This is a genomic window from Kitasatospora sp. NPDC056446, from assembly GCF_042796115.1.
Classification (GTDB): Bacteria; Actinomycetota; Actinomycetes; order Streptomycetales; family Streptomycetaceae; genus Kitasatospora.
Genome location: NZ_JBHTRF010000086.1, coordinates 1 through 25,477, shown reverse-complemented (window position 1 = coordinate 25,477; position 25,477 = coordinate 1). Strand labels below are relative to the sequence as shown.

Genomic DNA, 25,477 nt, shown 5'->3' with positions numbered 1-25,477 from the left:
CTTCTTTTGTTTATAAGTGACTGGGGGGGCGGCGGTGGTGGGCGGCGCGGCGGTCGAGCATCGCGGAGCACACCTGGGTCTTGCCGCCGCCGGCGTCGGCGGGCCACTCGGCGCGGTGGCGGTAGAGGTAGTCGACGGCCACCGCCAGGTAGTGGTTGGGGTTCATCAGCCCGGCGTCGGGGGTGACGACGCCGTGCCGGTCGGCGTCGGCGTCGTTGCCGGTGGCGATGTCGTACTCGGCGCGGCGCCCGATCAGGGAGGCCATCGCGGACGGCGAGGAGCAGTCCATGCGGATCTTCCCGTCCCAGTCCAGCGTCATGAACCGCCAGGTCGGGTCGGTGACGGGGTTGACGACGGTCAGGTCCAGGCGGTGGGTGTCGGCGATGCGCGCCCAGTAGGCCACCGACGCGCCGCCCAGCGGGTCCGCGCCGATGCGCAGGCCCGCCGCGCGCACCGCGTCCAGGTCCAGCACCGAGGGCAGGTCCTCGACGTAGGCGGTGAGGTAGTCGTGGCGGGCGGTGGTGGCGGCGGCCAGCGCCCGCGCGTAGGGCACCTTCTTCACGCCGCGCAGGCCCTCGCGGATCAGCTCGTTGGCGCGGTCCTGGATCCGGCCGGTGGCCGCGGAGCCGGCCGGGCCGCCGCTGGGCGGGTTGTACTTGAAGCCGCCGTCGCGCGGCGGGTTGTGCGAGGGGGTGACCACGATGCCGTCGGCCAGCGCCCGCGGGCTGCGCCGGTTGTGGGCGAGGATCGCGTGCGAGACCGCCGGGGTGGGGGTGTAGCCGTCGGCGGCGTCGATCAGCACGTGCACGCCGTTGGCGGCGAGCACCTCCAGGGCCGTCACCGTGGCCGGCTCGGACAGGGCGTGGGTGTCCGCGCCCAGGAACAGCGGTCCCGCGACGCCCTGTTCGGCGCGGTACTCGCAGATCGCCTGCGTGGTCGCGGCGATGTGGTCCTCGTTGAACGCCGCGTCCAGCGAGGAGCCGCGGTGCCCGGAGGTGCCGAACGCCACCCGCTGCCCGGGCTCCTGCGGGTCCGGGTGCAGCGCGTAGTAGGCCGTCACCAGCCGCGCCACGTCCACCAGGTCACCGGGCTGCGCCGGCTGCCCGGCCCGTGCGTGTGCCATCCGTCTTCTCCCGCCAGTTCCGACTTGTGTGCCGTACGCGTCCATGTCCCTTTCTCACCGATCGTAGCCAGAACGCGACGGTGCCCCGAACCACGGCAGGCGGTCCGGGGCACGGGAGGACAACTCTTTCCCGGGCTCAGCCGGGCAGTTGCTCGCGGTAGGCGTCCAGGGCGGGGGCGGTGGTGGTCGCGACAAATTCCGTCACCCGGTACGCGCACAGCCCGTCGACGACGAACGGGTCGGTGGCCACCAGCGCCTCGATCGCGGCCCGGTCCTGCCCCGCCGCCACGATCACCCCGCCCTCGCGCGGCACCTTGCGCCCCGAGGCGAGGAAGGCGCCCGCCGCGTAGTGCGCGTTCAGCCACTCGACGTGCCGCGGCAGCGCGGCGTCGATCTTCTCCATCGGGGCGGTGTAGCTCAGCTCCAGCACGAACATGGGGCCCAGGCTATCCGCGTGCCCGCGCGGTGTCCGCCCCGGGAGGGTGCCGACCCCAATCCTGCCAGGTCAGGCAGCACTTCGGTAGGACGCAGCGCACCCCTTTTCCGTCTTGCCGCGCGGTGGGCGCGGGCCGCAGACTCGTGCGACATCCCTCCCCCTTTCCACGGCCCGACGTGCCGGCACCCGCGCTGCGGGCCGCCGGGGCGCGCCGGCGCCGTGCCCGGGGGCGGGTGGTGCCGAGAGCGACGACGAAGGGGGACGCATGAGCGGGACGAGTGTGCACGGGGACCTGGTGCTGCGGGCGCGGGTGCGGCTGCTGAGCCACAACGAGCGGGTGCTGCACGGCGAGGAGGGGCTGTGGGTGTACCGGACGCTGTTCACGGTCTGCCCGCAGGTGTACGCCTACCGGCTGGCGCTGGTGCTGCGGGAGGCGGCCGAGGGCCCGCGGGCGGCGCACCTGCCCGAGGCGCGCCGGGCGCTGCTGGCGGAGGCCCGTCAGGCGGCCGCGCACATCCCGGCCGGTGCGCCCGGCTACCAGGTGCGGATGTGGGAGTACGCGGTGGCGGACCTGCGCCTGACGGAGCAGCAGGCCGGGCGGTAGGCCCCGGCGGTGGGGCGGTAGGCCGGGGTGGGGCTGCGGGACCGGCCCCGCGGTGCGGGCCGGTAGGTGGTCGCGGGAGGGTTGCGGTACAACAATCCCTATTTGACGACTGATCGGAGAAATTCTGATATGAGCAGGTCAGGACTGTCACGCCGCTCCCTCCTCTCCACCGCCGCCGCGGCCGCCGGCGCCGCCGTCGTCGTCGGCTGGGACACCGGCGCCCGGGCGTGGGCCGCCGAGCCCGGCGCCGGCGTGGAGCGCCTGCCCGCCCTGGACGGGGCGGTGACGCTCCAGGGCGCCGCGACGGAGCGCTTCGCCTCCGACTTCGGGCACCTGGTGCGCGCCGCGCCGCGGGCGGTGCTGCGGCCCGGCTCGGTGCGCGACGTGCAGCGGGTGGTGGCCTTCGCCCGCCGCCACCGCATCCCGGTGGCCGTCAACGGGCAGAGCGGGGACCTGGCGCAGGTCGGCGAGGCGGGGCTGGAGTCGCACTCCAGCTACGGCCAGGCCAACCCCCGCGGCGGCATCGCGATCGACGCCCGCGGCCTGTCGAAGGTCGTCTCGGTGCGGGCGGGGCGCGCGGTCGTCGAGGCCGGGGCGACCTGGGCGCAGGTCGTCGACGCCGGGCTGGCCGCGGGCTGGGTGCCGCCGTGCCTGACGGACTACCTGCACCTGACGGTCGGCGGCACGCTGAGCGTGGGCGGCATCGGCGGCGCCGTGCAGCGCTACGGCCTCCAGGCCGACCAGGTGCTGGAACTGGACGTGGTCACCGGCACCGGCGAGCTGGTGACCGCCTCCCCCACGCGCGAGCGGGAGCTGTTCGAGGCGGTGCTGGGCGGCGGCGGGCAGGTCGGGATCATCGTGCGCGCCACCCTGGCGCTGGTCCCGGTGCGCGAGCGCGCCCACGTGTTCTCGCTGTACTACGACGACCTGGACGCCTACCTGGCCGACCAGGAGAAGCTGATGGCCGAGCGCCGCTTCGACCTCCAGGTCGGCGACGTGGAGCGCAGCGCGGACGGGTCGCGGTGGCGCTACAAGGCGGAGCTGGTGGCGTTCGCGGACGCGGGGCGGGCGGTGGACCGCGAGCGGCTGCTGGCGGGGCTGCGCCCGGCGCCGGGCGGGGTGTCGGTGGTGGAGCAGAGCTGGCGCGAGTACGCGTTCCGGGTGGACGCGTTCTCCGGGTACCTGCGGGCGGCGGGGCTGTGGGGGCTGCCCAAGCCGTGGCTGAGCGTGTTCCTGCCCGCCTCGACGGCGCGGGTGTTCATGGCGGAGGCGGCCGAGGTGCTGACGGCGGCGGACCTGGGGGCGGGGCTGCTGCTGTTCTACCCGTACCTGCGCGAGCGGGTGAAGGCGCCGCTGGCGGTGCTGCCGCAGGCCCCGGTGGGCTGGCACTTCGACCTGCTGGCGTTCCCGGGCCCGGGCTCGGACACGGCGGCGATGCTGGAGCGCAACCGGCGGCTGTACGACCGGGCGGTGGAGCTGGGCGGCAAGCGGTACCTGATCGGGGCGGTGCCGGGGATGACGGGGGCGGACTGGCGGCGCCACTACGGGGGGTCGTGGGAGCGGGTGGCGCGGGCCAAGCGCCGCTTCGACCCGGCGGGGATCCTCACCCCGGGCCAGGGCATCCACGCGTCCTGACGCGCCGCCGGCCCGGCCGGGTCCGTCCGTACGCGGGGACGGGCCCGGCCGGGCGCGCCGGGCGGGTCGGGCCCGTCAGGTGATCTCCATCTGCGCCATCATCCCCATCGCCGAGTGGTCCAGCAGGTGGCAGTGGTACGGGTAGCGGCCCCGGTAGGAGTCGAAGGTGGCGTGCAGGCGCACGCTCTCCCCGGGCAGCAGGCGCACGGTGTCCTTGAGGCCGGACTCCTCCGGGCCGGGCGCCTTGCCGTTGCGCTCCAGCACGCGGAACTGCACCAGGTGCAGGTGGAAGTTGTGCGGGACGTCGGTGTTGGCGTTGACGACCGTCCACACCTCCGAGGTGCCGTAGGCCACCGCCGCGTCGACGCGCGCCGGGTCGTACACCTTGCCGTCGATCAGGCCGCGCGGCGCCGCTCCCGGGTTCTCCTCGACCTTGAGGACCACGGTGCGCTCGCGCGCCGCGGGCCCCGGCGCGGGCAGGGTGCGCAGCCGCTCGGGCACGCTGCTGGGGTCGGCGGCGGAGCGTACGACGTCGAAGCGCAGGACCTGGCCGACGTGTTCGGCGGGGCCCGGCGGCATGGAGTTGGTGAGGACGACGGAGGAGCCGACCGGGTAGCGGGAGAAGTCGACGACGACGTCGGCGCGTTCGCCCGGGGAGAGGTCGACGGTGTCGGTGGTGTGGGGGCGTTCCAGCAGGCCGCCGTCGGAGCCGATCTGGGTGATCGGGCCGCCGTCGGCCAGGCGCAGGGAGAAGAAGCGCAGGTTGGAGGAGTTGAGCAGGCGCAGCCGGTAGCGGCGGGCGGCGACCTCGACCTTGGGCCAGGGGCGGCCGTTGGCGAGGATGGTGGTGCGGTTGAAGGGGTCGTCCATGCGGTAGACGAGGTTGCCGGAGGCGTCGAAGCGGGCGTCGCGCAGGGCGATGGGCAGGTCGTAGCGGCCGGAGGGCAGCGGCAGGGCGCGTTCGGTCTCGTCGGTGAGCAGGTAGGTGCCGGCCAGGCCCCGGTAGACGTGCTCGGATTCCATGTGGTGGGCGTGGTCGTGGAACCACAGGCTCGCGTGGGGCTGGTCGTTGGGGTAGGTGTAGGTGCGGCTGGCGCCGGCGCCGAGCAGGTTCATCGGGCCGCCGTCGCTGTCGACGGGCACCCGGGAGCCGTGCAGGTGGACGGAGACGGCGTCGTCCAGCAGGTTGGTCTGGCGCACCACGACCGGGCGCCCGGAGCGGGCGCGGATCACCGGGCCGGGGAAGGCCCCGTTGTAGGTGAGGACCTCGGTGCGGTGCCCGGGCAGGATGCGGGCGAAGGAGCGCAGCATGGTGACGGTGTAGGTGTCGGTGCCGCCGGCGGTGGAGACGGGGGCGAGGACCGGGGGCACGGGCAGCGCGGTGGTGAACTTGGGGGCCAGGGCGGGGCCGGTGTCGGGGCCGGGGTCCGCGGCGGCGGTGCCGGTGCCTGCCGGGTGGGTGTGCCCGGCGGCCCCGGCCCCGGCCCCGGCCCCGGCCCCGGCCTGGGCCTGGGCCTGGGCGGAGGCGGCGGAGGCGGCCGGGCGCACGGTGGCGCGCAGGAGCAGGACCCCTCCCCCGGTCGCCAGGGCGGCGCCGATCATGCTGCGTCTGCTGGCCATCGCGTTGTTCCTCCCGCGTGAGCTCCCCCGACTGCCCAGCGGGGTGCGGGGCGGTCTCGTCCGGGGGTGATTGCAGCAGCGCGCCCTCGCGCGGGGTTGGGGTCCGGCTGGGGCGGGGCGGGGGGTTCGCGGGGGCGGTGCGGGCGGTGCGGCGGGGGCGGCGCGGGCGGGGTGCGCGGGGCGGCGGCGGTGAGCTGCGGGTGTTGCGGGCGCCTTGCGCCGCGGCTCCACCGTGGCTCGGGACGCGGTCGAGGAACGCTCTCAACGCCAAGGAGCCCCAAGCTCGGTGGGCTCGCGGAGGACTCGAAGGGAAGGGCCCAAGCGTGGACCTGCGGTACTGGCTGCCGAGGGCGGCCGAGGTGGCCGAACGGTGGGGCGAGCGGTTCGGGCCCTTCACCGCGCACCCCTCGCACCTGGTGGACGAGGCGGACTTCGCCGCCGCGTTCGAGCGCTTCGCCAAGCGCCTGGAGCACAACTACCCGTTCTTCCACCCCCGTTACGCCGGGCAGATGGTCAAGCCCCCGCACCCGGCGGCGCTGGTCGGCTACCTGACGGCGATGCGCTTCAACCCCAACAACCACGCCTACGAGGGCGGGCCGGCCACCAACGACATGGAACGCGAGTGCGTGGCGCAGCTGGCCGCCATGTTCGCGCTGCCCGCGCACGTGGGCCACCTGACCAGCAGCGGCACCATCGCCAACCTGGAGGCGCTGTACGTGGCGCGCCAGAGCCACCCCGGGCGGGGCGTCGCCTACAGCGAGCAGGCGCACTACACCCACAGCCGGATGTGCCACGTGCTGGGCGTCCAGGGGCACGCGGTGCCCGCCGACGCCGAGGGGCGGATGGACGTCGGCGCGCTGGAGGAGCTGCTGCGCACCGGGCGGGTGGGCACGGTCGTCGTCACCTGCGGCACCACCGGGCTGGGCGCGGTGGACCCGGTGCACGAGGTGCTGCCGCTGGCGCGCCGCTACGGGGCCCGGGTGCACGTGGACGCCGCCTACGGCGGGTTCTTCGCGCTGCTGGCCGCCGACGACGCCCTGGCCGCCGGGCTGGGTGTGGACCCGGCGCCGTGGCGGGCGGTGGGCGGCTGCGACTCGGTGACCGTCGACCCGCACAAGCACGGCCTGCAGCCGTACGGCTGCGGCGCGGTGCTGTTCGCCGACCCGGCGATCGGGCGGCACTTCGCCCACGACTCCCCGTACACCTACTTCACCGACGCCGAGCTGCACCTGGGCGAGATCAGCCTGGAGTGCTCGCGGGCCGGCGCCTCGGCCGCCGCGCTGTGGCTGACCCTGCAACTGCTGCCGCTCACCCCGCAGGGGCTGGGCGCCGGGCTCGCCGCGAGCCGGCGTGCCGCGCTGGACTGGGCGGACCTGATCGAGGCGAGCGGTGAACTGACCCTGCACCAGCGCCCGCAGCTGGACATCGTCACCTACCACCCCACCCCGCGCGGCGTGCCGTCGCTGTCCGCGATCGACGCGGCCGGCGAACGGGTCCTGCGCCGGGGCATGGACGACGAGCACGACCCCGTCTACCTGAGCCTGCTGCGGGTGGACGCCGCCGACTTCACCCGCCGCCACCCGGGCGTGCGTGCCGACGCCGCCGGGGCGCGGGTGCTGCGCAGTGTGCTGATCAAGCCGGAGGCGGGGGCGTGGGTGCCGCGCCTGCACGCGCGGGTCGCCGCGCTGGCCGCCGAGGCGGTGGCCGCGCCTTCCGCCCCACCTGCTGCCGTACCGACCGCCGTGCCTTCCGCCGTGCCTTTGGCCGTACCGACCGCCGTACCCACCGCTGTGCCGTCCGTCGAACCGTCCGCCCCCTCGTCCGTCCCCTCGCCCGAGGAGAGTGCCCGTTGACCACCGCACCCGCCCCGCCCGCCACCGCGCCCGCCGCCGCGCCGCCCCTGCCGGGCACCGCCGTGCGCCGGGCCCGCCCCGACGAGGCGCCCGCCCTGGCCCGTCTGCTCGCCGACGCCTTCGCCGACGACGCGCTGATGCTGTGGGCCTTCCCCGACCCCGCCCACCGCGCCCGCGTACTGCCCGCCTTCTTCCGCGTCCACCTCGACCAGTGCCTGGCCCACCGGGGCGTCCTGGCCGCCCACGACAGCGCGGGCACCGCGCTGGGGGCGCTGCTGTTCCTGCCGCCCGGCGTGTGGGAGGCCCCCGCCGCCCAGGACGGCGAGGCCACCCGCGCCCTGGCCCAGGCCGTCGACGCCGGCGGCCACGGCGAGTCCGCCCGCCGCCTGGACGCCATCACCCGCCTCCAGCAGCGCGCCCACCCGCGCCACCGCCCCCACCACTACCTCGCGTTCATCGGCGTCGACCCCGCCGCCCGCGCCGCCCGCACCGGCGAGGCGCTGCTGCGCGCCGTCCTGGCCGAGGTCGACGCCGCCGGCCAGGCCGCCTACGCCGAGACCAGCTCGCCCGGCGGCGCCCGCCTGTGCGAGAGCCAGGGCTTCACCCGCTTCGGCGAGGCCATCGCCCTGCCCGGCGGCGGACCGCGCCTGGCCCCGGTGTGGCGGGGCGCCCGATGACCGCGCCCGCACCCGCCGCCGGGGCGCTGCGCCTGTTCAGCGCCGAACGCATCGACGCCGGCGAGGCCGCCGCCCACCCCGAGGCCGTCGAGGTCCTCGGCTGGGCCCGCCGCTTCCTCACCACCGCCCACCCCGACCTGGGGCGCAGCGGGCCGGTCTGCCCGTACACCCAGCCCTCGCTGCGCCGGGGCCTGTTCCACATCGCCGTCGCCGACGGGGACGGGGGCGCGGGCGGGGAGGTGGGCGGTGACCTGCCGGCGCTGGTGGGCGAACTGCGGGCCCGCTACGACGCGTTGCTCGCCGGCCTGGCGGAGGAGTCGGACCGCGAGCTGCTGACGGTGCTGCTGGTGCTGCCCGGGCTGGACCGGGCGGACTCCACCGCGCTGGACGAGGCGCAGCGCAAGGCCAAGGACGAGTTCGTCGAACAGGGCCTGATGATCGGGCAGTTCCACCCGGTGTGCGAGGAGCCGGGGCTGTGGAACCGGTCGTTCCGTCCGCTGCGGGCGCCGGTGCCGCTGCTGGCGGTGCGCAAGCTGCTGGTGTTCGACCTGCCGTTCCTGACCGGTGACGAGACGCATCTCAACCACTACCTGGCGCGGTTCGCGCCCGAGGTCCCGGCGCGGATCCGTGACCAGCTGGTCACCAGCGTGCGCGCCCACCAGCGGGCCGCCGCCTGATCGACCCCCTCCCCCTGCGCGCGCGGAGCCGGACGGCGCCCGGCTCCGCGCGCGCCCCCCTTTTCTCCGCCCTTCCGCCCTTCCGCTCTCCTGCCTCTTCCGCTCCCCGTCTATCGGGCCAGGCGGCCCAGCAGGGCGGAGGCGGCGGCGATGCCGGCCAGGGTGGCGGCGGTGAGGACGGCGAAGTCCAGCGGCAGGTCGGCGGGGGTGCCGATGAGCAGGCCGCGCAGGGCGTCGACCTGGTAGCTGAGCGGGTTGGCGGTGCTGACGGCCTGGAGCCAGCCGGGCATCAGGTCGACGGGGTACAGGGCGTTGGAGCCGAAGAACAGCGGCATGGTGATGGCCTGGCCGATGCCCATCAGGCGGTCGCGGGTGAGCACGATCCCGGCGATGGCCATCGACAGGCAGGAGAAGAACGCCGAGCCGAGCAGCACGGCGGCCACCACCCCGAGCAGGCGCAGCGGGTTCCAGGTCATGGCGACGCCCAGGGCGGCGGCGATCAGGACCACGACGACGGCCTGGAGGACGGCCTTGACCCCGGCGGCGAAGGCCTTGCCGGTGACCAGGGCGGCGCGGGGGGTGGGGGTGACCAGGAGCTTGGTGAGGACGCCGGAGTCCCGCTCCCAGATGATCATGATGCCGTAGAAGATCGCGATGAACATCGCGGACTGGGCGATGATCCCGGGCGCGAGGTAGTCCAGGTAGGGGATGCCGCCGGTGGGGATGGCCTTGAGGCGGGTGAAGGTCTCGCCGAAGATCAGCAGCCACAGGGCCGGCTGGATCGCCCGGGTGTAGAGCTCGGTGCGGTCGTGGCGCAGCTTCTGGAGTTCGACGGCGCACATGGCCGTGACGCGGGCGGGCACCAGGCGCCAGCCGGTGCGGGCGCGCGGGGGCACCAGCAGCAGGCCCAGGTCCGCCGCGGCGGGTGGCGGTGGGTCCGTGGTGGGTCCGCCGGCGGGGGGTTCAGCCGACGCGGCCTGCGGTGCGGCGGGTACGGCGGACATCGCCGAAGTCTCCTTCCGTGGCGTCGGCCAGGTCGCGGCCGGCGAAGTGGCGGAACACGTCGTCGAGGGTGGGCTCGGGTGTGTCGGGGGCTTCCCGGCGGACCCGGTCCCTGAGTTCGGCGGGGGTGCCGAGCGCGCGGACGCGGCCGCGGTCCATGAGGGCGACGCGGTCGCAGTGCCGTTCGGCCTCGTCCATGTAGTGGGTGGTGACCAGGACGGTCATGCCGGTGGCCCGGCGTACGGCGTCCACGCGTTCCCACACGCCGGTGCGGGCGATCGGGTCCAGGCCGATGGTGGGTTCGTCCAGGACGAGCAGGCGCGGGGCGCTGACCAGGGCCTGGGCGAGTTCGAGGCGGCGCACCATGCCGCCGGAGAAGGTGGCGGCCATCCGGTCGGCGGCCTCGGTGAGGTCGACGGCGGCCAGGGCCTGGGCGACGCGTTCGGCGCGTTCGGCGCGCGGGACGTCGAAGACGCGGGCGAACAGGGCGACGTTCTCGCGTCCGGTCAGCCCGCCGTCGGCGGACAGCTGCTGGGGCACGTAGCCGAGCAGGCGGCGCACCTGCATGGGGCGGCGGGCGGCGTCGTGGCCGAAGACGCGCACCATGCCGGCGCCCACCGGCAGCAGGGTGGTGATCGCGCGGATCGTGGTGGTCTTGCCCGCGCCGTTGGGGCCGAGCAGGCCGAACACCTCGCCGGTGCGCACGGTCAGGTCGATCCCGTCCACGGCCCGGGTCTGCCCGCCCTTGCCCCGCCCATACCGGAACGTGTACTCCAGCCCCCGGCACACCACCGCCTCGCCGCTCTCCCCGCTCATCGCCCCTCCTCGGGCAGCGCGCGCAGCCGCGGCTGCCCCCTCGTGCGGCGCGGGCACCGGCGGGCCGTGCGCCGGATGCCGACGAGGAGGGTGGAGAGCCCGTCGGCGAGCGCGGCATCGAGCGGTGGGGACTGCGTCGCGGCCATGCCCCCATTTTAGCTCTCAGTGAGAGCTATCTGTCGAGAGTGCGGACCGGCCCACGAGTGCCGCAGGCCGCGCCGGATGGGTCCGGCGCGGCCGGGGCGGCCGGGGGCCGGGCGTCGCCCTCGGGGTCGGGCCGGGGGCCGATCACCGCCCACACGCACTTGCCGGCCGGCCGGCGCTCACAGCCGCTCGACTCGGCGTAGGAGCGGACCAGGAAGAGGCCGCGCCCGGACTCGTCCTCGGGGTCGGCGGCACGCGGGAGCGGGGCCCGGGGGCTGTTGTCCGTGACGGTGACGGCGATGCTGTCGCCGTCCCGCCACATCTCGGTGTCGACCGTCCCGGAGCCGCTGTGCACGGCGGCGTTGGCCACCAGTTCGGTCAGGACGAGGAGAACGGCGAACTTCTGGTCGCCGTCGGGGTCGAGCCCCCAGGAGTGGAGCACGCGGGCCGCGTTGGTCCGGAGCACGCCGACGGCGGCGGCCGTGCCGTCGACCGTCCAGACGGCCCTCGTGATGCCGAGCGGGTGCCGGGCACGGGGCGGCGCTTGGGTCACGTCCGCCTCCCCTGCGCGACGAGGCCGCCCGCCGGGCCGGAGCCGGGCGGCGGAGGGCCGGGAAGGAGTCGGTTCACCCCTGGCCTTTCCTACGGATTGGAACGGACATCGGCTTCGCGTCACCGGTTCGAGGGAAGCGGGGCACCTGCGGCACGGCCTCCGGCTAGCCTCGGCGGGGACGACTACGACGGTAGGCGTCCGGGACCGGAACCGGCAGTGACCACGAGTACGGATAGAGCGGCGCGAACCCCGAAGGCGGGGACTCCCATGCGATCAAGTCCATGTCGAACCCTGACCCGTGGTCAGGGAACGCCGCCGCGCCCGCGATCGGGCGTCGTCTCCGGATACGTCCTGCGGGTGATACGAGAGCAACAGGGCTGCACGCAGGAGGAATTCGCGGAACGGTTCGGCGTCTCCGCGGATACCGTCGCGGGGTGGGAGAGCGGCCGCCGGCCTCTCACCGCCGTGCCCGTCGGCCAGATGCTCGCGAACCGCCACCGGCTGATGCGGGCGGGCACGCCGTCCGGGCTCCTGCAGACCCTCGAACGGGCACTGGAAGCCGATGTGATCCTCACGGGCGCCCTCGACGGCAGGGGCACGGAGGACAGCCCGCTGGCGTCGATGGTGATGCGGCGTGACCTCATCGAGGTCCTGGCCTGGCCGCTCAACGGCCAGGTGCCGCGCGGGATCCGCGAGCTGCCCGCACCGGTGCGCTCGCGTCGCGGGCCCGCGCCGTCCGGCCCGGAACTGGCCGCATCCGACCGCGCCCGCTTCTTCGCCACCATGCGGCGTACCGCGGAGGAGTCCCACGGAAGCCACCGGTTCCTCCTCCGCCGCCAGGCGCTCTACCTCGCCGGTCTCGACGACCACGACGACACCCGCTCCTGGCTCACCCATCAGCAGCGAAGCGAGAGACCCGGCGACTGGTTGAGCACCTGGCTCAACTCCCGCTCCGTCGCGATGGTCTCGGCCCGACACGGCGACCCTGACCGGTTGACCCGCTTCATCGACACCGCCCTCGCCGACGAAGCCGGCGCGGCCGCGAACCTCAACTACTGGGCGTACTGGATCGGCGAGCTTCCGCTTGAACCGTCCGATCAGTTCATCGCACATCCGGCACCAGGCCCCTGGTCCGGCCACAAGCTCCTCACCCACCTCGTCGCCGGCCTGCACACCGGCCACGGCTACCTGGACCTGAACATCCACACCGTGTGGTCGCTGCTCCAGGCCCGGCCGGACCTGCTCCGCTCGAGGGCGTCGGCGGCCGCCCTGCGCGACAGGCTCCCCGTGATGTTGGATAGCGCTGGAGTGCCGCCGCGCAGACGGCGCGAACTGGAGAACATCCGCTACGCGATCCGCCTCGCCGAGGCGTGAGAGGAGCCAGACGGTGGCCGACGACCTGTCCCCGGTGGCGCGGTTCCTGTTCGAGGCAGGGACGCTCAAGCACACCAAGCGCACCGGCTGGTGGATGGCCGGTGTCCGCGATCCCGAGTCGGTCGCCGAACACTCCTGGCGGACGTCGCTCCTCGCCTCGATCATCGCCAGGCTGGAAGGCGCCGATCCCGCGCAGGCGGCCTTCCTCGCCACCTGGCACGACGTCGCCGAGACACGGACCGGTGACGTCAACTACGTCGGGAAGAAATACGCGAGCGGCGCCGACCCGCAGAAGGTCACCGCCGACCAGGTCGAAGGCATGCCCGAGGTCCTGGCGTCGACCGTGAAGGACCTCATCGCCGAGTACGAAGGCAAGGAGTCGCCCGAAGCGGTCTGCGCCCGCGACGCCGACAAACTGGAGTGCCTCCTCCAAGGGGCCGAGTACCTGGCCCAGGGCTACGCCAACGCACAGCGGTGGATCGACAACAGTCGCGGCCGACTGTCCACACAGACCGCCAAGGACCTCGCCGAAGCCATCCTGGCGACCGACTCGCTCGACTGGCTGCGCCACGCCCTGGGAGAGAAACCGCGCTGAGCCGGACGCCCCTCCCACCGCGCGGGAAGCACCACCGCGGCCCCGGCCCGACCGTCAGCCACGACTCCGCGTTCCGCCTGATCGCCCGGGCGCCCGAGCGATCAGGCGATCAGGCGATCAGGCGATCAGGCGACTGTGCCGGTGCCGGTGCCGGTGAGCATCGCGGTACGGCGAAGCCCCACGGCGGCCGGGGCGCGGCCCTCAACCGGTGCGCCGACCGTGGACGAGGACGGGCAAGGCGCGGTCGACCAGCGCCTCGCCGCTCTCCCCGCTCATCGCCCCTCCTCGGGCAGCGCGCGCAGCCCGTCCGCGACGTCGCGCAGCGCGGGCAGGGCGCCGGCCAGGGCCTCGCGCCGGTCGGCGGGCAGGCCGGCGACGATCTCCTCCATCAGCGCGCGGCGGCGCCCGCGCCAGGCCTCGATCCGCTCGACGGCCTCCCGGGTGGCGTAGAGGAGGGCCGCCCTGCGGTCGGCGGGGTCGACCTCGCGGCGCAGCAGGCCGAGTGTGACGAGCTGGTTGACGAGGGTGGACACCGAGTTCCCGGCCAGGCACAGCTCCTCGGCGGCGTCGGAGACGCGCAGTCCGGGGCTGTCCGTCACCAGGCGCAGCAGCTCGACCTGCGCGCCGCGCAGCCTCGGCTGCTCCATCGTGTGGCGCAGACGGCGGCGGACCATGCGCTGGATCCCGACGAGGAGGGTGGAGAACTCGTCGGCGAGCGCGGCGTCGAGCGGTGCGGGCTCCGGGGCGCGTTGCGTGGCGGGCTGGGTGGCGGCCATGCCTCCATTTTAGCTCTCAGTGAGAGCTATCTGTCGAGGGCGCGGGGCCCGGACGCGGGCAGGCCCGGGGCGCGGGTCCGGGGCGGTGGTGTGAGCCGGATCACGGTTGAGGTTGACCCTGGGGCGGGGTGGAGGCTCGGCGCGGCGGCCCGGCGAACGAGCCCGGGCCCCACCGATGTGAAGGAGCGCCATGTCCACCACCCCGCCCACCCCGTCCGCTGCCGTGTCCACCACCCCGTCCGCCGCCTCCGTCCGGGGCCCGGAGCGTCCGCGGCTGCGCGAGGCCGTCGAGGAGATCGCCCGGTCCGGCTTCCTGGGGGTGCAGGTGCGGGTGAACGACGAGCACGGCGAGTGGGTCGCCGCCGCCGGGACCCGGAAGCTGGGCGCCGGCGCCCCGGCGCTGGCCGACGGGCACTTCCGCATCGGCAGCTCCACCAAGAGCTTCGTGGCGACCGTGGTGCTCCTGCTGGCGGCCGAGGGCCGGTTCGGCCTGGACGACCCGGTGGCCGGCCTCCTGCCCGGCTTCGCCCTGGACCGGCGGATCACCGTGCGGATGCTGCTGCAGCACACCAGCGGGGTGTTCAGCCACACCGGCGAACTCCTGCCCGACGGGACGGTCGTGCCGGGCGTCGCGTGGCGGGGCAAGGAGTGGGTGGACGGCCGGCTGCGCACCTACCGGCCCGAGGACCTGGTGCGGCTGTCGCTGTCGCGGCCGGCCCGGTTCGCGCCGGGGACGGGCTGGAGCTACTCCAACACCAACTACGTGCTGGCGCGCCTGGTGGCCGAGGCGGCCGGCGGGCGGCCGTTCGCCGAGGAGCTCCGGCGGCTGGTCCTGGCACCGCTGGGGATGGACTCCACCGTGGCGCCCGGCACCTCGCCGGAGGTCCCCGAGCCCCACAACCACGGCTACTACCGCTACCAGGACGGCGGGCGGGAACGGACCGTGGACATCACCCGGCACAACCCCTCCTGGGTCGCGGCCGGCGGCGACATGATCTCCACCACCCGGGACCTGCACACCTACTTCTCCGCGCTGATGGGCGGCCGGCTCCTGCCCGCCGCCCTGCTCGCCGAGATGCGCACCCCGGAGGCGACGGCCGGCTACGGACTGGGCGTGTTCGCCCAGGACCTGGGCCCCGGCGCCGGCACCGTCTACCACCACAACGGCGCCACCATCGGCTCGGCGGCGCTGATGTACGCCACGCCCGACGGCCGCACGACCCTGACCGCCGGGCTGAACTACGTGGACGACGCCGACATCTCCGTCGCGGCGGCCTTCCAGGACGCCCAGCGGCGCCTCGTCGACGAGGTGTTCCGCCCCTCAGCGGTCGCGGCGGCCGGCGCGGCCGGTGCGGCCGGTGCGGCACGGCCTGCGGGCTGAGCACCGGCGCCCCGTACGCTGCGGGGCGACACTCCCGTCCGGCCGCACACGGCGCCCGGACCCGAAGCCGAGGCGGGCAGGACAGATGGCGAACGGCGTCACGATCGGACAGGCGGCGGCCTTCGTCGGCGTCACGGTGAAAACGGTGCGCCACTACCACCGGCACGCCCTCGTCGACGAGCCGCCGCGCGACTCCTCCGGCTACCGGCGGTACGGATCGGCCGACCTGCTGCGGCTGGTCCAGGTCCGCACCCTGGCCGCCGCCGGGGTGCCGCTGGCCGAGATCGGGCCCCTGCTCGCCGCCGGCACCGAGGACTTCGCCACCGCCCTCGCCGACGTCGCACGGCGCCTGACCGAACGGATCGAGGAACTGAGCGCGCGCCGCGACACCCTGCACCGCCTCGCCGAAGGCGACCGGGCCCTGCTGCCCGAACGCGCCTGCGCGCTCCTGGACGCGATGCCCGGCCTCGGCTTCGACCCCCAGTACGTGGCCGCCCAGCGCGAAGCCCTGGTCCTGGCCCGGGCGATGGTGCCCGAGGGCTTCGACGACTTCCTCACCCGCCTCGAACACAACCTCGCCGACCCCGGGTACGTCGACCTGGCCAAGCGCGGCCGGGAAGCCGAGAACTGGGACCCGGACGACCCCAGGATCGGCGAACTCGCCACCGCCATGGCCGAGCACCACCTCGCCGAAGGCGCGCTGCGCGGCGACCCCGCCGCCCTGCGGGCCTGGGCCGGGGCCTCCGCCCAGTACCGGCTCATCGACACCCACCGCGGCGAACAGGCACCCGTCGCCGCCCGGCTCACCGCCCTCACCGAGGAACGACTGCGCGCCGCCGGCGTGCCCCTGCCCCGCCGGTGACGTCCTGACGTCCTGGCATCCTGAGGTCAGGCGGCGCGCTGCCCGTGGACCAGGGCGGGCAGGGTGGCACGGCAGGCCAACGCCTCGGTGATCCGGGCGAGTTGGGCGGGCGAGGTGCGGTTCGGGAGGTCGCGGACGGGCACGAAGCGGGCGCCCAGCAGGCCGCTGCGGTGCCGGGGCGGGACGGTCAGGCGGGTGTCGTCACACACGGTCCCGCCGTCGAAGACCAGGTTGAGGCGCTCCAGGTAACGGTCGGCCGGGGTGAAGTCCACGGCCGCGATGCCGGCGAGACGGATATGGAGGCCGGTCTCCGCGTGCAGGTGCCGGGCTGCCGCCAGATGCGGCGGCTCGTTCGGACGGGCGGAGCCGCCCGGCAGGATCATGCCGTCCATGTAGTCCGGGTCCACGAGCAGGACGTCACCGCGCAGGTTGCGCACCAGGACCAGGCAACCGAGCCGGCACACCGGCGGCTCGGCGAGCAGACGGGGGTCGCGCATCAAGGGAGTTCACTTCCGGGTCGCGGCGAAGAGGAGGAGGAAGGAGAAGCCCGCCCACCAGAGCAGACGGGCCACGAGGTCGGTCGTCACGGGCCCGGCGGGCGCTCGCAGCGAAGACCCTTGCGCAGCAGGTCGAGCAGGCGCAGCAGGTCGGACGGACGGGCGGTCCCGAGGTCGACCAGGTACTCACCCGTGCGGCGCCCGTACTCCCAATCCACCTCAAGGGAGATGGAGTCGACCCCGGCGAGGGCGAGGACGGCCGTCAGGTCCTCCACCACACAGGCCGCCCGCCGCCGCCGCTCGGCCGTCGCGAAGGACAGCATCGAGGGCGTTGAGGGCATCGCTACTCCCCCGGCCGCTTGTGCACCTCGAACACCTTCCAGGCGCTATAGGCGTCGCCGAAGAAGGTGAACTCCTTGAGCTCCCCCGTCGGCTGGAGCAGCCACTCCCCCGTGATCTCATTGCGGACCCGGTACCGCCGGGTCCCGGGGTCGAGCCGCACCCCGTACCCGTGGGAATTGGCGGACTGAGGCGATCCCTTGTTCATGGCTGATTGCCTTCCATCGAATCTGCAGTCGTGCGAGCCGATTCACGATCGACTTCACTTTCCGTGCCTCAAGCGTCGCTCACTGCAGCTAGGCTGACCAGCGTGGACGTGTGCCACGTTGCGGTTGGACACACCGGAGGGGCTCAATGGCCTTCAAACCCAACAAGCTGGACCCGGGACGCTCGGCCCGCGATCTGTTCGGCTGGGAGATGCGCAACCACCGAGAACTCGCCGACTTCATGTCGCTTGATCAACTGACCAGGATCCTCGGCTGCTTCTCGAAGGGGCACCTCGCCAGGATCGAACGGGCCGAGTCGATGCCGCCGCCGGAGCTTCCGGCCAAGCTCGACGTTGCGTTCGGCACCGACGGTCGCTTCGGTCGGGTCTACATACTCGCCAGGAAGGAGAAGTTCCCCGGCAAGTACCGACGGCCCGCCGAGCTTGAAGCCAGGGCTTCAGCCATCGAGGAATACGCAGCAGCAACGATTCCGGGCCTTCTGCAGACTCCTGAGATCGCACGCTGGTCACTGCGAGCTGGCTGTCCGGATATCACCACGCAGGAACTCGATGCTTCTGTCAGCGCCCGATTGGATCGCCAGAAGCTCCTGGACGCCAACACGCCGCCCCACTGCTGGTTCATCATCGATGAGGCTGCGCTTCGCCGCCCTGTCGGTGGAGCCGCTGCGATGCAGCGGCAGCTGATGGCGTTGGCCTCCGACCAACGGCCCCACGTCACCATGCAGGTACTCCCGTTTTCCGCCGGTGCCCATCCCGAGATGGGCGGCTCCCTTTTTCTCTACACCGTCTCCGGCAGTCCTTCGCTCGCCTGGGAAGAAGGAGCACGGAGCGGCGAACTCATCGAAGATCTGGAGGGTGTTGCCACTCGCCGCAGGTCATACGATCTCCTCAGGGCCATGGCCCTGTCGCCCCGGGACTCCAGGGTGACGATCAGGCGCATCTCACAGGAGTTCGGTCGTGCCAGCAGGAAATCAGGAGAGATGGCGGAAGAGTAGCCACAGCAACAACGACGGCGGCATGTGCATCGAGGTGGACGATGCACATGCGGGTCGCGTCCGGGACAGCAAGGACCCCGACGGCCCCCGCCTCGACTTCTCACCCACCGCCTGGCAGTCCTTCGTCACCGCCATCCGCACCGGAGAATTCGGCGCCGGCTGAGGTCACTTGGTGCCGCCGCCCCGGCTCGGGGCGGCGGCACCTCCTTGCGCGCGAGCCCGTCACCGCGGCTCGCCTGCCCCCGTCAACTGGCGTCCCGGGTCGGTGTTACACCTAAGACAGTGGAACGCCGGCTCTCTGATGCGTCACCGGTGCCGCATCGGCGGAACCGTACCGATGCCTGTGCGGCTTGCTTCAGGAGTTGATGAACGAGTGGTCTGGCCCGACAGCGTCCGGGCGAACGTCAAGACCGGGCACGACCGGGAGGTGTTCGCCGTCTTCCCGTACCGGTCGGCCTGTCCCCGGTCGGTGTGGGCGCGGCTGATCGCCGAGGCCCGGTCCGAGGTCTTCCTCGCCGGATACACCAACTACTTCGTCTGGCTGGAGCAGCCCGCCCTCCTGCAGACCCTGCGGCGCAAGGCCGAGAACGGCTGCCGCGTCCGCTTCCTCGTCGGGGATCCCGACTCCGACACGACCCGCCGGCGTGAGCGGATCGAGGACGTGGCCCTCACGGTGTCCACCCGGATCCGGGTCACCCTGGAGAACCTGGCCAAGCTCCGCGGCACCGCCGGCGTCGAGGCCCGCTTCAGCGCGCCGGAGGACGGCCCGAACCACGTCGGGCTCTCCGTCTTCCGCTTCGACGAGCACGCGCTCGTCACGCCCCACCTCGCCCGCGCCGTCGGCCACGACTCGCCGATGATGCACCTGCGGCGCGGCGAGGAGAACGGCATGTTCGACCGCTTCGCCGAGCACATCGAGGAACTCTGGTCCCGGGGAAGCGACATCCGAACGGACACCCACAGCTGAACAGTGCCTCGCCACCGCCCACGGGCGAACCCGGCACAGACTGAGGGTGTTTGTACGCGGCCGCCCCGGCCCGGGGCGGCCGCGCCGGAGGTGGCCGGCGCACGCCGCCCCCGTCCCGGCAACAGGCGAGGACCACTCCGGGATCCGGCTGAGCCGCTACGAGTTCTTCCTCGACCCCGGCGGTGGGGCCACGGGACAGCACGCGTACGTCACACATCGCCGAACTCTCCCGCGACGGTCGCAGTGACGAAGGCCTTCCACGCCTGGGGGGTGAAGCGCAGCCAGGGGCCGTCGGGGTCTTTGGTGTCGCGAACGGTCCCAGGGCGGTTGTCGTCCACTTCGATGCAGTCCCCGCCCTGCCCGTTCGTGTAGCTACTCGTCCGCCACCGGGCAGGCTGTTCCTCGGAGTGCATCGTTGGTTCCTTCCGGTGCCGGTCCGACCATGGCCTCAGTGTCCGAATGTATCGGTGACTGTGCAGATGGTCAGCGCCATTCGCCGACGATGAGGCCCGGGAGTGTCCGGGGAACTCCACCCCGCTGTACGGTCGGGCGGGTGCCGCAGCCGTCGACGCAGGAGCCGAGTTGGAACCGGATCATGTCCCCGGCTGGTTCTGGGAGGTCCTGGAAGCGGCACGGCCGCGGCTGTCCGTCCTGGAGTCGTGGCTGGGGTCCCAGTCGCGGGAGGTGCTCGAAGCCTTCGCGCTCGCGTACGGGTCGGCGGCGGAATCGCTGGCCGACTTCGCGGAAGGGGTGAGCGTGGACGGGGACGTCTGGTCCGAGGACGGCACCGAGGACCTGTGCGGGTGGGTGGTCGGGCAGGGCCACGGGCTGTGGAGCTCGGTGGTCGCGGGAGAACTGCGGCTGGAGGAAGCCGCCCGGATGTATCTGGGCCGTGCCCCGCTGCGTCCGGAAGGCGTGGCGCCGTGGGACGGGGAGGTCTCGGACCCCGCGCACAGGGGCTACCAGTCTCCCGGGGCCATCGTCCACGGCGTCTACCGGACGCGCTTCGCCGAGGATCTCCACGAACGGCTTGACGGCATGTGAGCAGACGGCCCGGGCCGCCGAAGAACAGGCCCGTGGGCCCGTGGTGAGGAGACGTGGTGGGATCCGAGGCCCGGTCGTGGCACCTGGACGCCGTCGTGCAGGCGACGCTCTCGTGGAGCGAGGAACCCGTGGCGGCCGCGAGCCGCCTGGACGGGCTGCTGCGGGCGGCGACGCCCGCCGAGCTGGCGTGCCTCGAAGCGGCCTACCGCGGCCGGCGCTACAGCATCGCCTCCCTGGGCATCCTGGCGGACCGTCAGGCGCCAGACGGCCCGCATGCCCTTTCCGTGGCGGCCCTGATGTCGTTCGACCGCTCCGGGTATCTCCGGGAGGCCGGGGTCACCGCGCTCGGGGCGTCGCCCGATCCGTTCGCGCTGCCCTTCCTCCTGCTGCGGCTGGGCGACCCCGTCGAGCAGGTCAGGGAGTCGGCGCAGAGAGCGGTCGCCGCACGCCTCGGCTCCGAGCACGTGGGGCTCCTCGTCCGGCTGCTGCCCCTGCTCGACGCCGTGCGCGGGCGCCGCAGGGCCGGCCCCGTGCTGACCACGGTGGAGGGCCTTCTGCGCCGCTCGGGTGCCGAGGAGCTGCGGCAGGGCGCACGGGCGGGCGACCCGGCGATGCGGGCGTCCTGCCTGCGGTGGCTCGCGCTGACCGAGCCGACGCGGGCCGTCGCCACCGCCTTCGCGACCAAGGACCCCGGCCTGTGGCAGTGGGCCGCCCGCGTCGCCACGTCCTCGAAGCTGACAGCGGCCGAACAGGACGCCGTCCTGCCGCTCCTGGAGGACTGCGCCGGCCCGCGCATACGCCTGCGCGCCGTGCGGGCCCGGGCCCGGCGCCCGAACGGCGAGGAGCACCTGCGGCGGGCGGTGATCGATCCGGACGCCCGGGTGCGCTACCACGCCCGCGCCGCCCTGTACGCCCGCGGCCACACCGACCTGGCCCCGCAGGTGTACCGCGACGCCCTGGCGCCCGACGACGTGCCCGACGCCACCGCGATCGGGGCCCTGGGAGGGCTGTCCGACCTCGGAGGCGCCTGCGACGTGCCGCGGGTGCTGGACTTCACCGCCCACCCGAAGGCACGGGTACGCGCCGAAGCCTGGCGCACACTCGGCATCCTGGCCCCCGGGGAACTCGAACGCAGAGCGGCCCGGCTGGCCGGCGACCCGAGCGCCAGGGTGCGACGCCACCTCCCCGGCCGTGCCCCTGCGTGACCGTCAGGAGGACCGGCCCATGGCTCGCGAACCCCGAGGGAGTCCGGATGGTGCGACGCGGCTGACGGCGAACCGGCCCGGCCCGCGCGTGGGAAGTCGGCCCCGCCGACTTCCACGCCCAGCGGTCCGGCTCAGCACGGTGCTCGGCTCAGTGGCGACCGGGTCCTCGGCTGTCGAGATAGTCGATCAGCGCAGCCTCCTTGTGCAGCAACCGTTCGCGGTCATCGGCCGACAGCGACGCGAGGGCGTCGACCAGGACCCGCTTGCGGTGGACGTAGACCATGGTGCCCGAGTAGATCCGGCACCCGGAGCACCAGCCGAACCCGATACATCGCTCGAAGCCGGCGGACCCGGGCGGATGCACGCGGTACTGGTAGGAGCGGACCGGCCCCCGGCACACCGTGCAGACCGCGCGTTCACCGTCACGAACGCACCAGCCGGTCGCGCCCCTGCGCCAGGACTCGCGCCCGGCCGGTGCTCTTCAAGTCGTCATGGCGATCATTGTGCCCCGTCGTGGTCTCAGGAGATACCCGATTGCTTCCGGCTGACGCCTCGTCGGCTCGGTCCTGGGCCTCCAGGACGCGGTGGCCGTGTTCCGCCGACCACACGCCCATCGCGCGGACCGGGACCATGAAGCTGTGGCCCAGGTCGGTCAGTTCGTACTCGACGCGCGGGGGCGCCTCCGCGTAGGCCCGCCGCATGACGAGCCCGTCGTACTCCAGGCGGCGCAGCGTCTCGTTGAGTACCTTGGCGCTGATCCCGCCGATGGCCGCGCGCAGTCGCCCGGGCCGCATCGGGCCGTCCGCGAGCGCGAACACGACCACGCTGTTCCAGCGGTGGGTCAGCAGGTCGAAGCCCACCCGCGCCCGACAGTCCGCCAGGTACTCGCCGTCGCTCCCCATCGCTCCCCCCGTCGTTCCCCGGTAACTCCCCCATCCTGGTCCCCCGACGGGAACCGAACGGTTCCTTTCGGCCGGCCCGGGGTCACTCGAACGAACCGGCAGGCCGGCCCGGCCTCCGCGCCTCCGGGCCGGGGCGGACTGGGCCGGGGCGGGGCGGACTGGGGCAGAGGCAGGACGGGCCAGGGGGCCGGGGCAAGGCGGGGCGGGCCGGGGTAGGCGGGGCCCGGGCCGGGGCGGCTGCGCCGGGGGCGGGCGGTCAGGAAGAGTCTCGGTCCGGTTCCCGTGCCCACTGCTCGCGCGGGCGCAGCCCGGCGAGGACCGCCCGGGCCTCGTCGCGTACGCCGGTGTCCTCGTCGGCGGCCAGTGCGTGCAGCCGCTCGATCAGCGCGTCCGCGCCGGCGGTCGTCATCCAGTCGGGGTCGCCGTGCAGGACGGCCCCGATCTCGTCGGCGGTCCAGGTCTCGGCGGCGCGGCTGAGGGCCAGCAGGACGCAGCGCAGGCCGGCGGTGTCGCGGCGGGCGAGGAGGGCTTCGGCGGTCTCCTGGGTGACCGCGGTGTCGTGGGCGTCCAGGAGGAGGCGGTGCAGGGCGTCGGCCGCCGCGCCGCCGATCCGGCCGGGTTGCGCCGCGAGCCGTCGTCCGGCGCCGGCGCGCACCGTCCAGGACGGCGAGTCGGCGTCGCGCAGCGCCGTCGCGGTGGTCGGGTCCGGGTCGTCGGGGGTGGCCATGCCCCCAGGGTGCCAGGCGGCGGCGGGCCGGGCGGCCGGCCGGGCTGCGGTCGCGCTGCCTGCCTGGGCCGGTGCGGCCCCCGTCCTCCTCGTCCCCGCCCGCCGGCGCCGGGTCAGGGCGCCGGCGGGTAGCCGCGGGTGCGCACGAGGTGGTGGGTGAGGTCGGTGAAGGCGCGGGCGGCGGCGGAGCGGTAGGCGTCGGCGCGGCGCAGGAGGGTGACGGTGCGGGCGGGCAGGGCCGGGTCCAGCGGGATCCGGGCGAGGTGGGGGTGGTCATGGGTGACGGCCTCGGGCAGGACGGTGGCGAGCGGGGTGCGCCGGACGATCTCGGTGAGGGCCTGGACGGAGTCGGCCTCGACGGCGGTGTGCGGGTGGACGCGGTGGTACGCGAAGTAGGCGTCGATGTGGACGCGGGTGGCGAAGTCGCCGCCGAGCAGGGCCAGTCGGCGTCCGTCGAGGTCGCGTACGGGCAGCGGGCCGCCCCGCCCACCGCCGGCGCCACCACCGTCGGCGTCGGGGCCGGTGCCGGTGACCAGGGCGAGGGTCTCGGTGAACAGGGCGGTGGCGCCGACGCCGGGCAGGTGGGGGCCGTCGAAGGCGATGCCGAGGTCGAACTCGTCGGTCAGCAGGCCGGCTTCGATGCGGTCCTGGCTGGTTTCGCGCACGGTCAGCGCGATGCCGGGGTGGCGGCTGTGGAGTTCGGCGGCGAGCGGGCCGACGAGGTAGGCGGTGAACGTCGGGGTCACCGCCAGGCGCAGCCGGCCGCGGGTGAGGTCCTGGACGTCGTGGACGGCGCGTTCGGCGGCGGCGAGGTCGCGCAGGGCGCGCCGGGCGTGGTCGGTGTAGACGGCGCCGGCGTCGGTGAGGCGTACGGTGCGGCCGGTGCGGTCCAGCAGCTGTACGCCCAGGGTCTTCTCCAGCTGTCTGATCTGCTGGGAGAGCGTGGGCTGGGAGATGTGCAGGTCCTCGGCGGCGCGGGTGAAGTTGCCGTGGTCGGCGACGGCGAGCAGGTAGCGCAGGTGGCGCAGTTCGGGGGCGGCCATGACACGACTATAGACAGTGTCGATGGTTTCCATGGCTGACAGCTCTTGGACGCTATAGAGGCAGGTCGTGCATGGTGGATCCACCGGCCAACCGGGGCCGGCCACCACCGAAGGGAGTGACCCGTGCAGGAGCTCGCCGACGGCGTCGCCCGTTTCCAGCGGGACGTCTTCCCGGCCAGGGCGGAGCTGTTCGCCCGTCTGGCCGCGCACCACGCGCCGCACACGCTGTTCATCGGCTGCTCGGACGCCCGTGTCGTGCCCGAGCTGATCACCGGCACCGAGCCGGGCGAGCTGTTCGTCGTGCGGACGGCCGGCAACCTGGTGCCCGCCCACACCTCCGGGGCCGACGGGGTGGCGGCGAGCGTCGAGTACGCCGTCACCGTGCTGGGCGTGCGGGACATCGTCGTCTGCGGGCACTCCGCGTGCGGCGCGATGACCGCCCTGGAGCGGGGGCAGGACCTCGGCGGCGCCCCGGCGGTCGCGGCCTGGCTGCGGCACGCGGACGCCTCGGTGGCCCGTACCGGCGCCGGCGCCGGGGTGCCCGCCCTGGTGCGGCACAACGTGCGCGCCCAGCTGGCGAACCTGGCCACCCACCCCCCGGTCGCCCGGGCCCTGGCCCGGGGCGCGGTCGCCCTGCACGGCTGGGTGTACGACATCCCCACCGGCCGCGTCGAGGACCTGACGGCCGGCGCCGCGCTCGCGGCCTGACCGCCTGCCCCTCCCCCACACCCACCCACCCACCCGCCCGCGGGATCCGCGGGTTCCACACGCACGAAGGACGTATCCGCTCATGGTGCACGCCCAGTTCGACCCCACCGCCCGCCAGGCCCTGGCCGCCGCCGCCGTCGACGCCAAGATCCGCAAGGACCTGTCCTGGCGGCGGATCGCCGACGCCTCGGGCCTGTCGGTCGCCTACACCACCGCCGCCGTCCTGGGCCAGCACCCGCTGCCGCGGGACTCGGCCGAGGCCGTCGCCGGGCTGCTGGGCCTGGACGAGGACGCGGCGCTGCTGCTGCAGACCGTCCCCGCCCGCGGCTCGATCGCGGACCGGGTCCCCACCGACCCGACCGTCTACCGCTTCTACGAGATGCTCCAGGTCTACGGGAGCACGCTCAAGGCGCTGGTCCACGAGGAGTTCGGCGACGGCATCATCTCCGCGATCAACTTCCGGCTCGACGTGCGGAAGGTCGCCGACCCCGAGGGCGGCGAGCGCGCCGTCATCACCCTGGACGGCAAGTACCTGCCGACCAAGCCCTTCTGAGCCGCCGTACCGCCGCCGTACCGCCGGTACACCGCCGACGCACCGCCGCCGGTACACCGCCGCCGCCGGGGGGGGGGCGCCGGCCGGCCCCGCCCCCGCGGCGGCCGCGCGCGAAGGGGAGCGCGGGGAGTGCCAGGGGGTGG

Annotated in this window: 31 protein-coding genes and 1 pseudogene; 16 read left to right on the top strand and 16 right to left on the bottom strand. The window is 74.2% G+C overall.

From position 1 onward, the window contains the following. Positions 1-103: 103 nt before the first annotated feature. Positions 104-1,123, bottom strand: a pseudogene (locus ACFQ6N_RS34440) (phosphoglucomutase, alpha-D-glucose phosphate-specific); the annotation flags it as partial. A 136-nt stretch (positions 1,124-1,259) separates the two neighbouring features. Then, positions 1,260-1,559: a YciI family protein gene (locus ACFQ6N_RS34435; RefSeq protein ID WP_380657708.1), complete on the bottom strand. Its 300-nt coding sequence runs from the start codon at positions 1,557-1,559 to the stop codon at positions 1,260-1,262. A 265-nt stretch (positions 1,560-1,824) separates the two neighbouring features. Here ACFQ6N_RS34435 and ACFQ6N_RS34430 point away from each other — a divergent pair, with 265 nt between their 5' ends. After that, positions 1,825-2,163 carry a hypothetical protein gene (locus ACFQ6N_RS34430; RefSeq protein ID WP_380657706.1) on the top strand — a complete coding sequence of 113 codons (339 nt, stop codon included), beginning with the start codon at positions 1,825-1,827 and terminating at the stop codon, positions 2,161-2,163. Between the two features lie 129 nt (positions 2,164-2,292). Beyond that, positions 2,293-3,798: an FAD-binding protein gene (locus ACFQ6N_RS34425; protein ID WP_380657704.1), complete on the top strand. Its 1,506-nt coding sequence runs from the start codon at positions 2,293-2,295 to the stop codon at positions 3,796-3,798. Between the two features lie 75 nt (positions 3,799-3,873). On the opposite strand, the gene ACFQ6N_RS34420 is transcribed toward ACFQ6N_RS34425, so the two are convergent. Beyond that, positions 3,874-5,418, bottom strand: a complete 1,545-nt coding sequence (locus ACFQ6N_RS34420; protein WP_380657702.1) for a multicopper oxidase family protein — start codon at positions 5,416-5,418, stop codon at positions 3,874-3,876. A 323-nt stretch (positions 5,419-5,741) separates the two neighbouring features. Between ACFQ6N_RS34420 and ACFQ6N_RS34415 the strand changes: the two genes are divergently transcribed. From ACFQ6N_RS34415 to ACFQ6N_RS34405, 3 genes are read left to right on the top strand one after another with little or no spacing between them, the layout of a single operon-like run. After that, positions 5,742-7,271: a pyridoxal phosphate-dependent decarboxylase family protein gene (locus tag ACFQ6N_RS34415; protein ID WP_380657700.1), complete on the top strand. Its 1,530-nt coding sequence runs from the start codon at positions 5,742-5,744 to the stop codon at positions 7,269-7,271. Further along, the gene (locus ACFQ6N_RS34410; protein WP_380657698.1) at positions 7,268-7,948 is read left to right on the top strand and encodes a hypothetical protein; all 681 of its coding nucleotides are present in this window, start codon (positions 7,268-7,270) and stop codon (positions 7,946-7,948) included. The genes ACFQ6N_RS34415 and ACFQ6N_RS34410 overlap by 4 nt, the downstream gene beginning before the upstream one ends. Next, positions 7,945-8,625: a DUF6875 domain-containing protein gene (locus ACFQ6N_RS34405; protein ID WP_380657696.1), complete on the top strand. Its 681-nt coding sequence runs from the start codon at positions 7,945-7,947 to the stop codon at positions 8,623-8,625. Before ACFQ6N_RS34410 ends, ACFQ6N_RS34405 begins: the two co-directional genes overlap by 4 nt. Positions 8,626-8,735: 110 nt before the next feature. On the opposite strand, the gene ACFQ6N_RS34400 is transcribed toward ACFQ6N_RS34405, so the two are convergent. The 4 genes from ACFQ6N_RS34400 to ACFQ6N_RS34385 are packed head-to-tail and all read right to left on the bottom strand — an operon-like array spanning position 8,736 to position 11,140. Next, positions 8,736-9,629 (bottom strand): ABC transporter permease, encoded by an 894-nt coding sequence (locus tag ACFQ6N_RS34400; RefSeq protein ID WP_380657694.1) that lies wholly within the window; start codon positions 9,627-9,629, stop codon positions 8,736-8,738. Next, a complete protein-coding gene (locus ACFQ6N_RS34395; protein ID WP_380657693.1) occupies positions 9,589-10,443 on the bottom strand; it encodes an ATP-binding cassette domain-containing protein in 855 nt (284 codons plus the stop codon). Before ACFQ6N_RS34395 ends, ACFQ6N_RS34400 begins: the two co-directional genes overlap by 41 nt. Further along, the gene (locus tag ACFQ6N_RS34390) at positions 10,440-10,589 is read right to left on the bottom strand and encodes a hypothetical protein (protein WP_380657691.1); all 150 of its coding nucleotides are present in this window, start codon (positions 10,587-10,589) and stop codon (positions 10,440-10,442) included. The genes ACFQ6N_RS34395 and ACFQ6N_RS34390 overlap by 4 nt, the downstream gene beginning before the upstream one ends. A 26-nt stretch (positions 10,590-10,615) precedes the next feature. Then, positions 10,616-11,140 (bottom strand): ATP-binding protein, encoded by a 525-nt coding sequence (locus tag ACFQ6N_RS34385; RefSeq protein WP_380657689.1) that lies wholly within the window; start codon positions 11,138-11,140, stop codon positions 10,616-10,618. A 267-nt stretch (positions 11,141-11,407) separates the two neighbouring features. Here ACFQ6N_RS34385 and ACFQ6N_RS34380 point away from each other — a divergent pair, with 267 nt between their 5' ends. After that, on the top strand, positions 11,408-12,514 hold the full coding sequence (locus ACFQ6N_RS34380; protein WP_380657687.1) for a helix-turn-helix domain-containing protein: 1,107 nt from the start codon (positions 11,408-11,410) through the stop codon (positions 12,512-12,514). A 13-nt stretch (positions 12,515-12,527) separates the two neighbouring features. Further along, positions 12,528-13,109, top strand: coding sequence for an HD family hydrolase (locus ACFQ6N_RS34375; RefSeq protein WP_380657686.1), 582 nt, complete (start codon positions 12,528-12,530; stop codon positions 13,107-13,109). Positions 13,110-13,381: 272 nt separating this feature from the next. On the opposite strand, the gene ACFQ6N_RS34370 is transcribed toward ACFQ6N_RS34375, so the two are convergent. Beyond that, positions 13,382-13,885: a MarR family winged helix-turn-helix transcriptional regulator gene (locus ACFQ6N_RS34370; RefSeq protein ID WP_380657685.1), complete on the bottom strand. Its 504-nt coding sequence runs from the start codon at positions 13,883-13,885 to the stop codon at positions 13,382-13,384. Positions 13,886-14,075: 190 nt separating this feature from the next. Here ACFQ6N_RS34370 and ACFQ6N_RS34365 point away from each other — a divergent pair, with 190 nt between their 5' ends. Continuing rightward, positions 14,076-15,266: a serine hydrolase domain-containing protein gene (locus tag ACFQ6N_RS34365; protein ID WP_380657683.1), complete on the top strand. Its 1,191-nt coding sequence runs from the start codon at positions 14,076-14,078 to the stop codon at positions 15,264-15,266. Positions 15,267-15,351: 85 nt separating this feature from the next. Then, positions 15,352-16,128 carry a MerR family transcriptional regulator gene (locus ACFQ6N_RS34360; protein WP_380657681.1) on the top strand — a complete coding sequence of 259 codons (777 nt, stop codon included), beginning with the start codon at positions 15,352-15,354 and terminating at the stop codon, positions 16,126-16,128. Between the two features lie 26 nt (positions 16,129-16,154). Here the strand turns inward: ACFQ6N_RS34360 and ACFQ6N_RS34355 are convergent, their stop codons facing one another. The 3 genes from ACFQ6N_RS34355 to ACFQ6N_RS34345 all read right to left on the bottom strand — a co-directional run bounded on the left by ACFQ6N_RS34355 (position 16,155) and on the right by ACFQ6N_RS34345 (position 17,172). Then, positions 16,155-16,625 (bottom strand): NUDIX domain-containing protein, encoded by a 471-nt coding sequence (locus tag ACFQ6N_RS34355; protein WP_380657679.1) that lies wholly within the window; start codon positions 16,623-16,625, stop codon positions 16,155-16,157. A gap of 86 nt (positions 16,626-16,711) precedes the next feature. Further along, complete coding sequence (locus tag ACFQ6N_RS34350) at positions 16,712-16,966, bottom strand: hypothetical protein (RefSeq protein ID WP_380657678.1); 255 nt, start codon at positions 16,964-16,966, stop codon at positions 16,712-16,714. A 2-nt stretch (positions 16,967-16,968) separates the two neighbouring features. Then, positions 16,969-17,172, bottom strand: coding sequence for a hypothetical protein (locus ACFQ6N_RS34345; protein ID WP_380657676.1), 204 nt, complete (start codon positions 17,170-17,172; stop codon positions 16,969-16,971). A 146-nt stretch (positions 17,173-17,318) separates the two neighbouring features. On the opposite strand from ACFQ6N_RS34345, the gene ACFQ6N_RS34340 reads away from it, so the two are divergent. The 3 genes from ACFQ6N_RS34340 to ACFQ6N_RS34330 all read left to right on the top strand — a co-directional run bounded on the left by ACFQ6N_RS34340 (position 17,319) and on the right by ACFQ6N_RS34330 (position 19,152). Beyond that, positions 17,319-18,185: a DUF5753 domain-containing protein gene (locus tag ACFQ6N_RS34340; protein ID WP_380657675.1), complete on the top strand. Its 867-nt coding sequence runs from the start codon at positions 17,319-17,321 to the stop codon at positions 18,183-18,185. A 34-nt stretch (positions 18,186-18,219) separates the two neighbouring features. Continuing rightward, positions 18,220-18,348: a DUF397 domain-containing protein gene (locus ACFQ6N_RS34335; RefSeq protein WP_380657673.1), complete on the top strand. Its 129-nt coding sequence runs from the start codon at positions 18,220-18,222 to the stop codon at positions 18,346-18,348. A gap of 210 nt (positions 18,349-18,558) precedes the next feature. After that, positions 18,559-19,152 carry a DUF5919 domain-containing protein gene (locus ACFQ6N_RS34330; RefSeq protein ID WP_380657672.1) on the top strand — a complete coding sequence of 198 codons (594 nt, stop codon included), beginning with the start codon at positions 18,559-18,561 and terminating at the stop codon, positions 19,150-19,152. A 209-nt stretch (positions 19,153-19,361) separates the two neighbouring features. Here ACFQ6N_RS34330 and ACFQ6N_RS34325 read toward each other — a convergent pair whose 3' ends face one another. Next, positions 19,362-19,565 carry a DUF397 domain-containing protein gene (locus ACFQ6N_RS34325; protein ID WP_380657671.1) on the bottom strand — a complete coding sequence of 68 codons (204 nt, stop codon included), beginning with the start codon at positions 19,563-19,565 and terminating at the stop codon, positions 19,362-19,364. Positions 19,566-19,734: 169 nt separating this feature from the next. Here ACFQ6N_RS34325 and ACFQ6N_RS34320 point away from each other — a divergent pair, with 169 nt between their 5' ends. Further along, the gene (locus ACFQ6N_RS34320) at positions 19,735-20,196 is read left to right on the top strand and encodes a hypothetical protein (RefSeq protein WP_380657669.1); all 462 of its coding nucleotides are present in this window, start codon (positions 19,735-19,737) and stop codon (positions 20,194-20,196) included. Between the two features lie 56 nt (positions 20,197-20,252). After that, positions 20,253-21,401, top strand: a complete 1,149-nt coding sequence (locus ACFQ6N_RS34315) for a hypothetical protein (protein ID WP_380657667.1) — start codon at positions 20,253-20,255, stop codon at positions 21,399-21,401. A gap of 148 nt (positions 21,402-21,549) precedes the next feature. Here the strand turns inward: ACFQ6N_RS34315 and ACFQ6N_RS34310 are convergent, their stop codons facing one another. From ACFQ6N_RS34310 to cynR, 4 genes are all read right to left on the bottom strand, one after another. Continuing rightward, positions 21,550-21,765: a hypothetical protein gene (locus ACFQ6N_RS34310; RefSeq protein WP_380657665.1), complete on the bottom strand. Its 216-nt coding sequence runs from the start codon at positions 21,763-21,765 to the stop codon at positions 21,550-21,552. A gap of 58 nt (positions 21,766-21,823) precedes the next feature. Then, on the bottom strand, positions 21,824-22,303 hold the full coding sequence (locus ACFQ6N_RS34305) for a winged helix-turn-helix transcriptional regulator (RefSeq protein WP_380657663.1): 480 nt from the start codon (positions 22,301-22,303) through the stop codon (positions 21,824-21,826). Positions 22,304-22,559: 256 nt separating this feature from the next. Continuing rightward, the gene (locus ACFQ6N_RS34300; protein ID WP_380657661.1) at positions 22,560-23,030 is read right to left on the bottom strand and encodes a hypothetical protein; all 471 of its coding nucleotides are present in this window, start codon (positions 23,028-23,030) and stop codon (positions 22,560-22,562) included. A 113-nt stretch (positions 23,031-23,143) separates the two neighbouring features. Continuing rightward, entirely contained in the window at positions 23,144-24,073 is a 930-nt protein-coding gene (cynR, locus tag ACFQ6N_RS34295; protein ID WP_380657659.1) for a transcriptional regulator CynR, read from the bottom strand. A gap of 123 nt (positions 24,074-24,196) precedes the next feature. Between cynR and ACFQ6N_RS34290 the strand changes: the two genes are divergently transcribed. Both ACFQ6N_RS34290 and cynS read left to right on the top strand, forming a co-directional pair. Then, on the top strand, positions 24,197-24,781 hold the full coding sequence (locus ACFQ6N_RS34290; RefSeq protein WP_380657658.1) for a carbonic anhydrase: 585 nt from the start codon (positions 24,197-24,199) through the stop codon (positions 24,779-24,781). A gap of 82 nt (positions 24,782-24,863) precedes the next feature. Beyond that, positions 24,864-25,334: a cyanase gene (gene cynS / locus ACFQ6N_RS34285; protein ID WP_380657656.1), complete on the top strand. Its 471-nt coding sequence runs from the start codon at positions 24,864-24,866 to the stop codon at positions 25,332-25,334. Positions 25,335-25,477 lie beyond the last annotated feature (143 nt).

Bases quoted from the DNA above. Each gene is read 5' to 3' on its own strand.
- ACFQ6N_RS34360 (WP_380657681.1), top strand. From the start codon at position 15,352: ATGGCGAACGGCGTCACGATCGGACAGGCGGCGGCCTTCGTCGGCGTC.
- cynR (WP_380657659.1), bottom strand. From the start codon at position 24,073: ATGGCCGCCCCCGAACTGCGCCACCTGCGCTACCTGCTCGCCGTCGCC.
- ACFQ6N_RS34380 (WP_380657687.1), top strand. From the start codon at position 11,408: ATGCGATCAAGTCCATGTCGAACCCTGACCCGTGGTCAGGGAACGCCG.
- ACFQ6N_RS34340 (WP_380657675.1), top strand. From the start codon at position 17,319: ATGGCCTTCAAACCCAACAAGCTGGACCCGGGACGCTCGGCCCGCGAT.
- ACFQ6N_RS34325 (WP_380657671.1), bottom strand. From the start codon at position 19,565: ATGCACTCCGAGGAACAGCCTGCCCGGTGGCGGACGAGTAGCTACACG.
- ACFQ6N_RS34300 (WP_380657661.1), bottom strand. From the start codon at position 23,030: ATGGCCACCCCCGACGACCCGGACCCGACCACCGCGACGGCGCTGCGC.
- ACFQ6N_RS34345 (WP_380657676.1), bottom strand. From the start codon at position 17,172: ATGAACAAGGGATCGCCTCAGTCCGCCAATTCCCACGGGTACGGGGTG.
- ACFQ6N_RS34395 (WP_380657693.1), bottom strand. From the start codon at position 10,443: ATGAGCGGGGAGAGCGGCGAGGCGGTGGTGTGCCGGGGGCTGGAGTAC.
- cynS (WP_380657656.1), top strand. From the start codon at position 24,864: ATGGTGCACGCCCAGTTCGACCCCACCGCCCGCCAGGCCCTGGCCGCC.
- ACFQ6N_RS34370 (WP_380657685.1), bottom strand. From the start codon at position 13,885: ATGGCCGCCACCCAGCCCGCCACGCAACGCGCCCCGGAGCCCGCACCG.
- ACFQ6N_RS34435 (WP_380657708.1), bottom strand. From the start codon at position 1,559: ATGTTCGTGCTGGAGCTGAGCTACACCGCCCCGATGGAGAAGATCGAC.
- ACFQ6N_RS34355 (WP_380657679.1), bottom strand. From the start codon at position 16,625: ATGCGCGACCCCCGTCTGCTCGCCGAGCCGCCGGTGTGCCGGCTCGGT.
- ACFQ6N_RS34405 (WP_380657696.1), top strand. From the start codon at position 7,945: ATGACCGCGCCCGCACCCGCCGCCGGGGCGCTGCGCCTGTTCAGCGCC.
- ACFQ6N_RS34400 (WP_380657694.1), bottom strand. From the start codon at position 9,629: ATGTCCGCCGTACCCGCCGCACCGCAGGCCGCGTCGGCTGAACCCCCC.
- ACFQ6N_RS34390 (WP_380657691.1), bottom strand. From the start codon at position 10,589: ATGGCCGCGACGCAGTCCCCACCGCTCGATGCCGCGCTCGCCGACGGG.
- ACFQ6N_RS34350 (WP_380657678.1), bottom strand. From the start codon at position 16,966: ATGCCCTCAACGCCCTCGATGCTGTCCTTCGCGACGGCCGAGCGGCGG.
- ACFQ6N_RS34305 (WP_380657663.1), bottom strand. From the start codon at position 22,303: ATGGGGAGCGACGGCGAGTACCTGGCGGACTGTCGGGCGCGGGTGGGC.
- ACFQ6N_RS34425 (WP_380657704.1), top strand. From the start codon at position 2,293: ATGAGCAGGTCAGGACTGTCACGCCGCTCCCTCCTCTCCACCGCCGCC.
- ACFQ6N_RS34430 (WP_380657706.1), top strand. From the start codon at position 1,825: ATGAGCGGGACGAGTGTGCACGGGGACCTGGTGCTGCGGGCGCGGGTG.
- ACFQ6N_RS34420 (WP_380657702.1), bottom strand. From the start codon at position 5,418: ATGGCCAGCAGACGCAGCATGATCGGCGCCGCCCTGGCGACCGGGGGA.
- ACFQ6N_RS34365 (WP_380657683.1), top strand. From the start codon at position 14,076: ATGTCCACCACCCCGCCCACCCCGTCCGCTGCCGTGTCCACCACCCCG.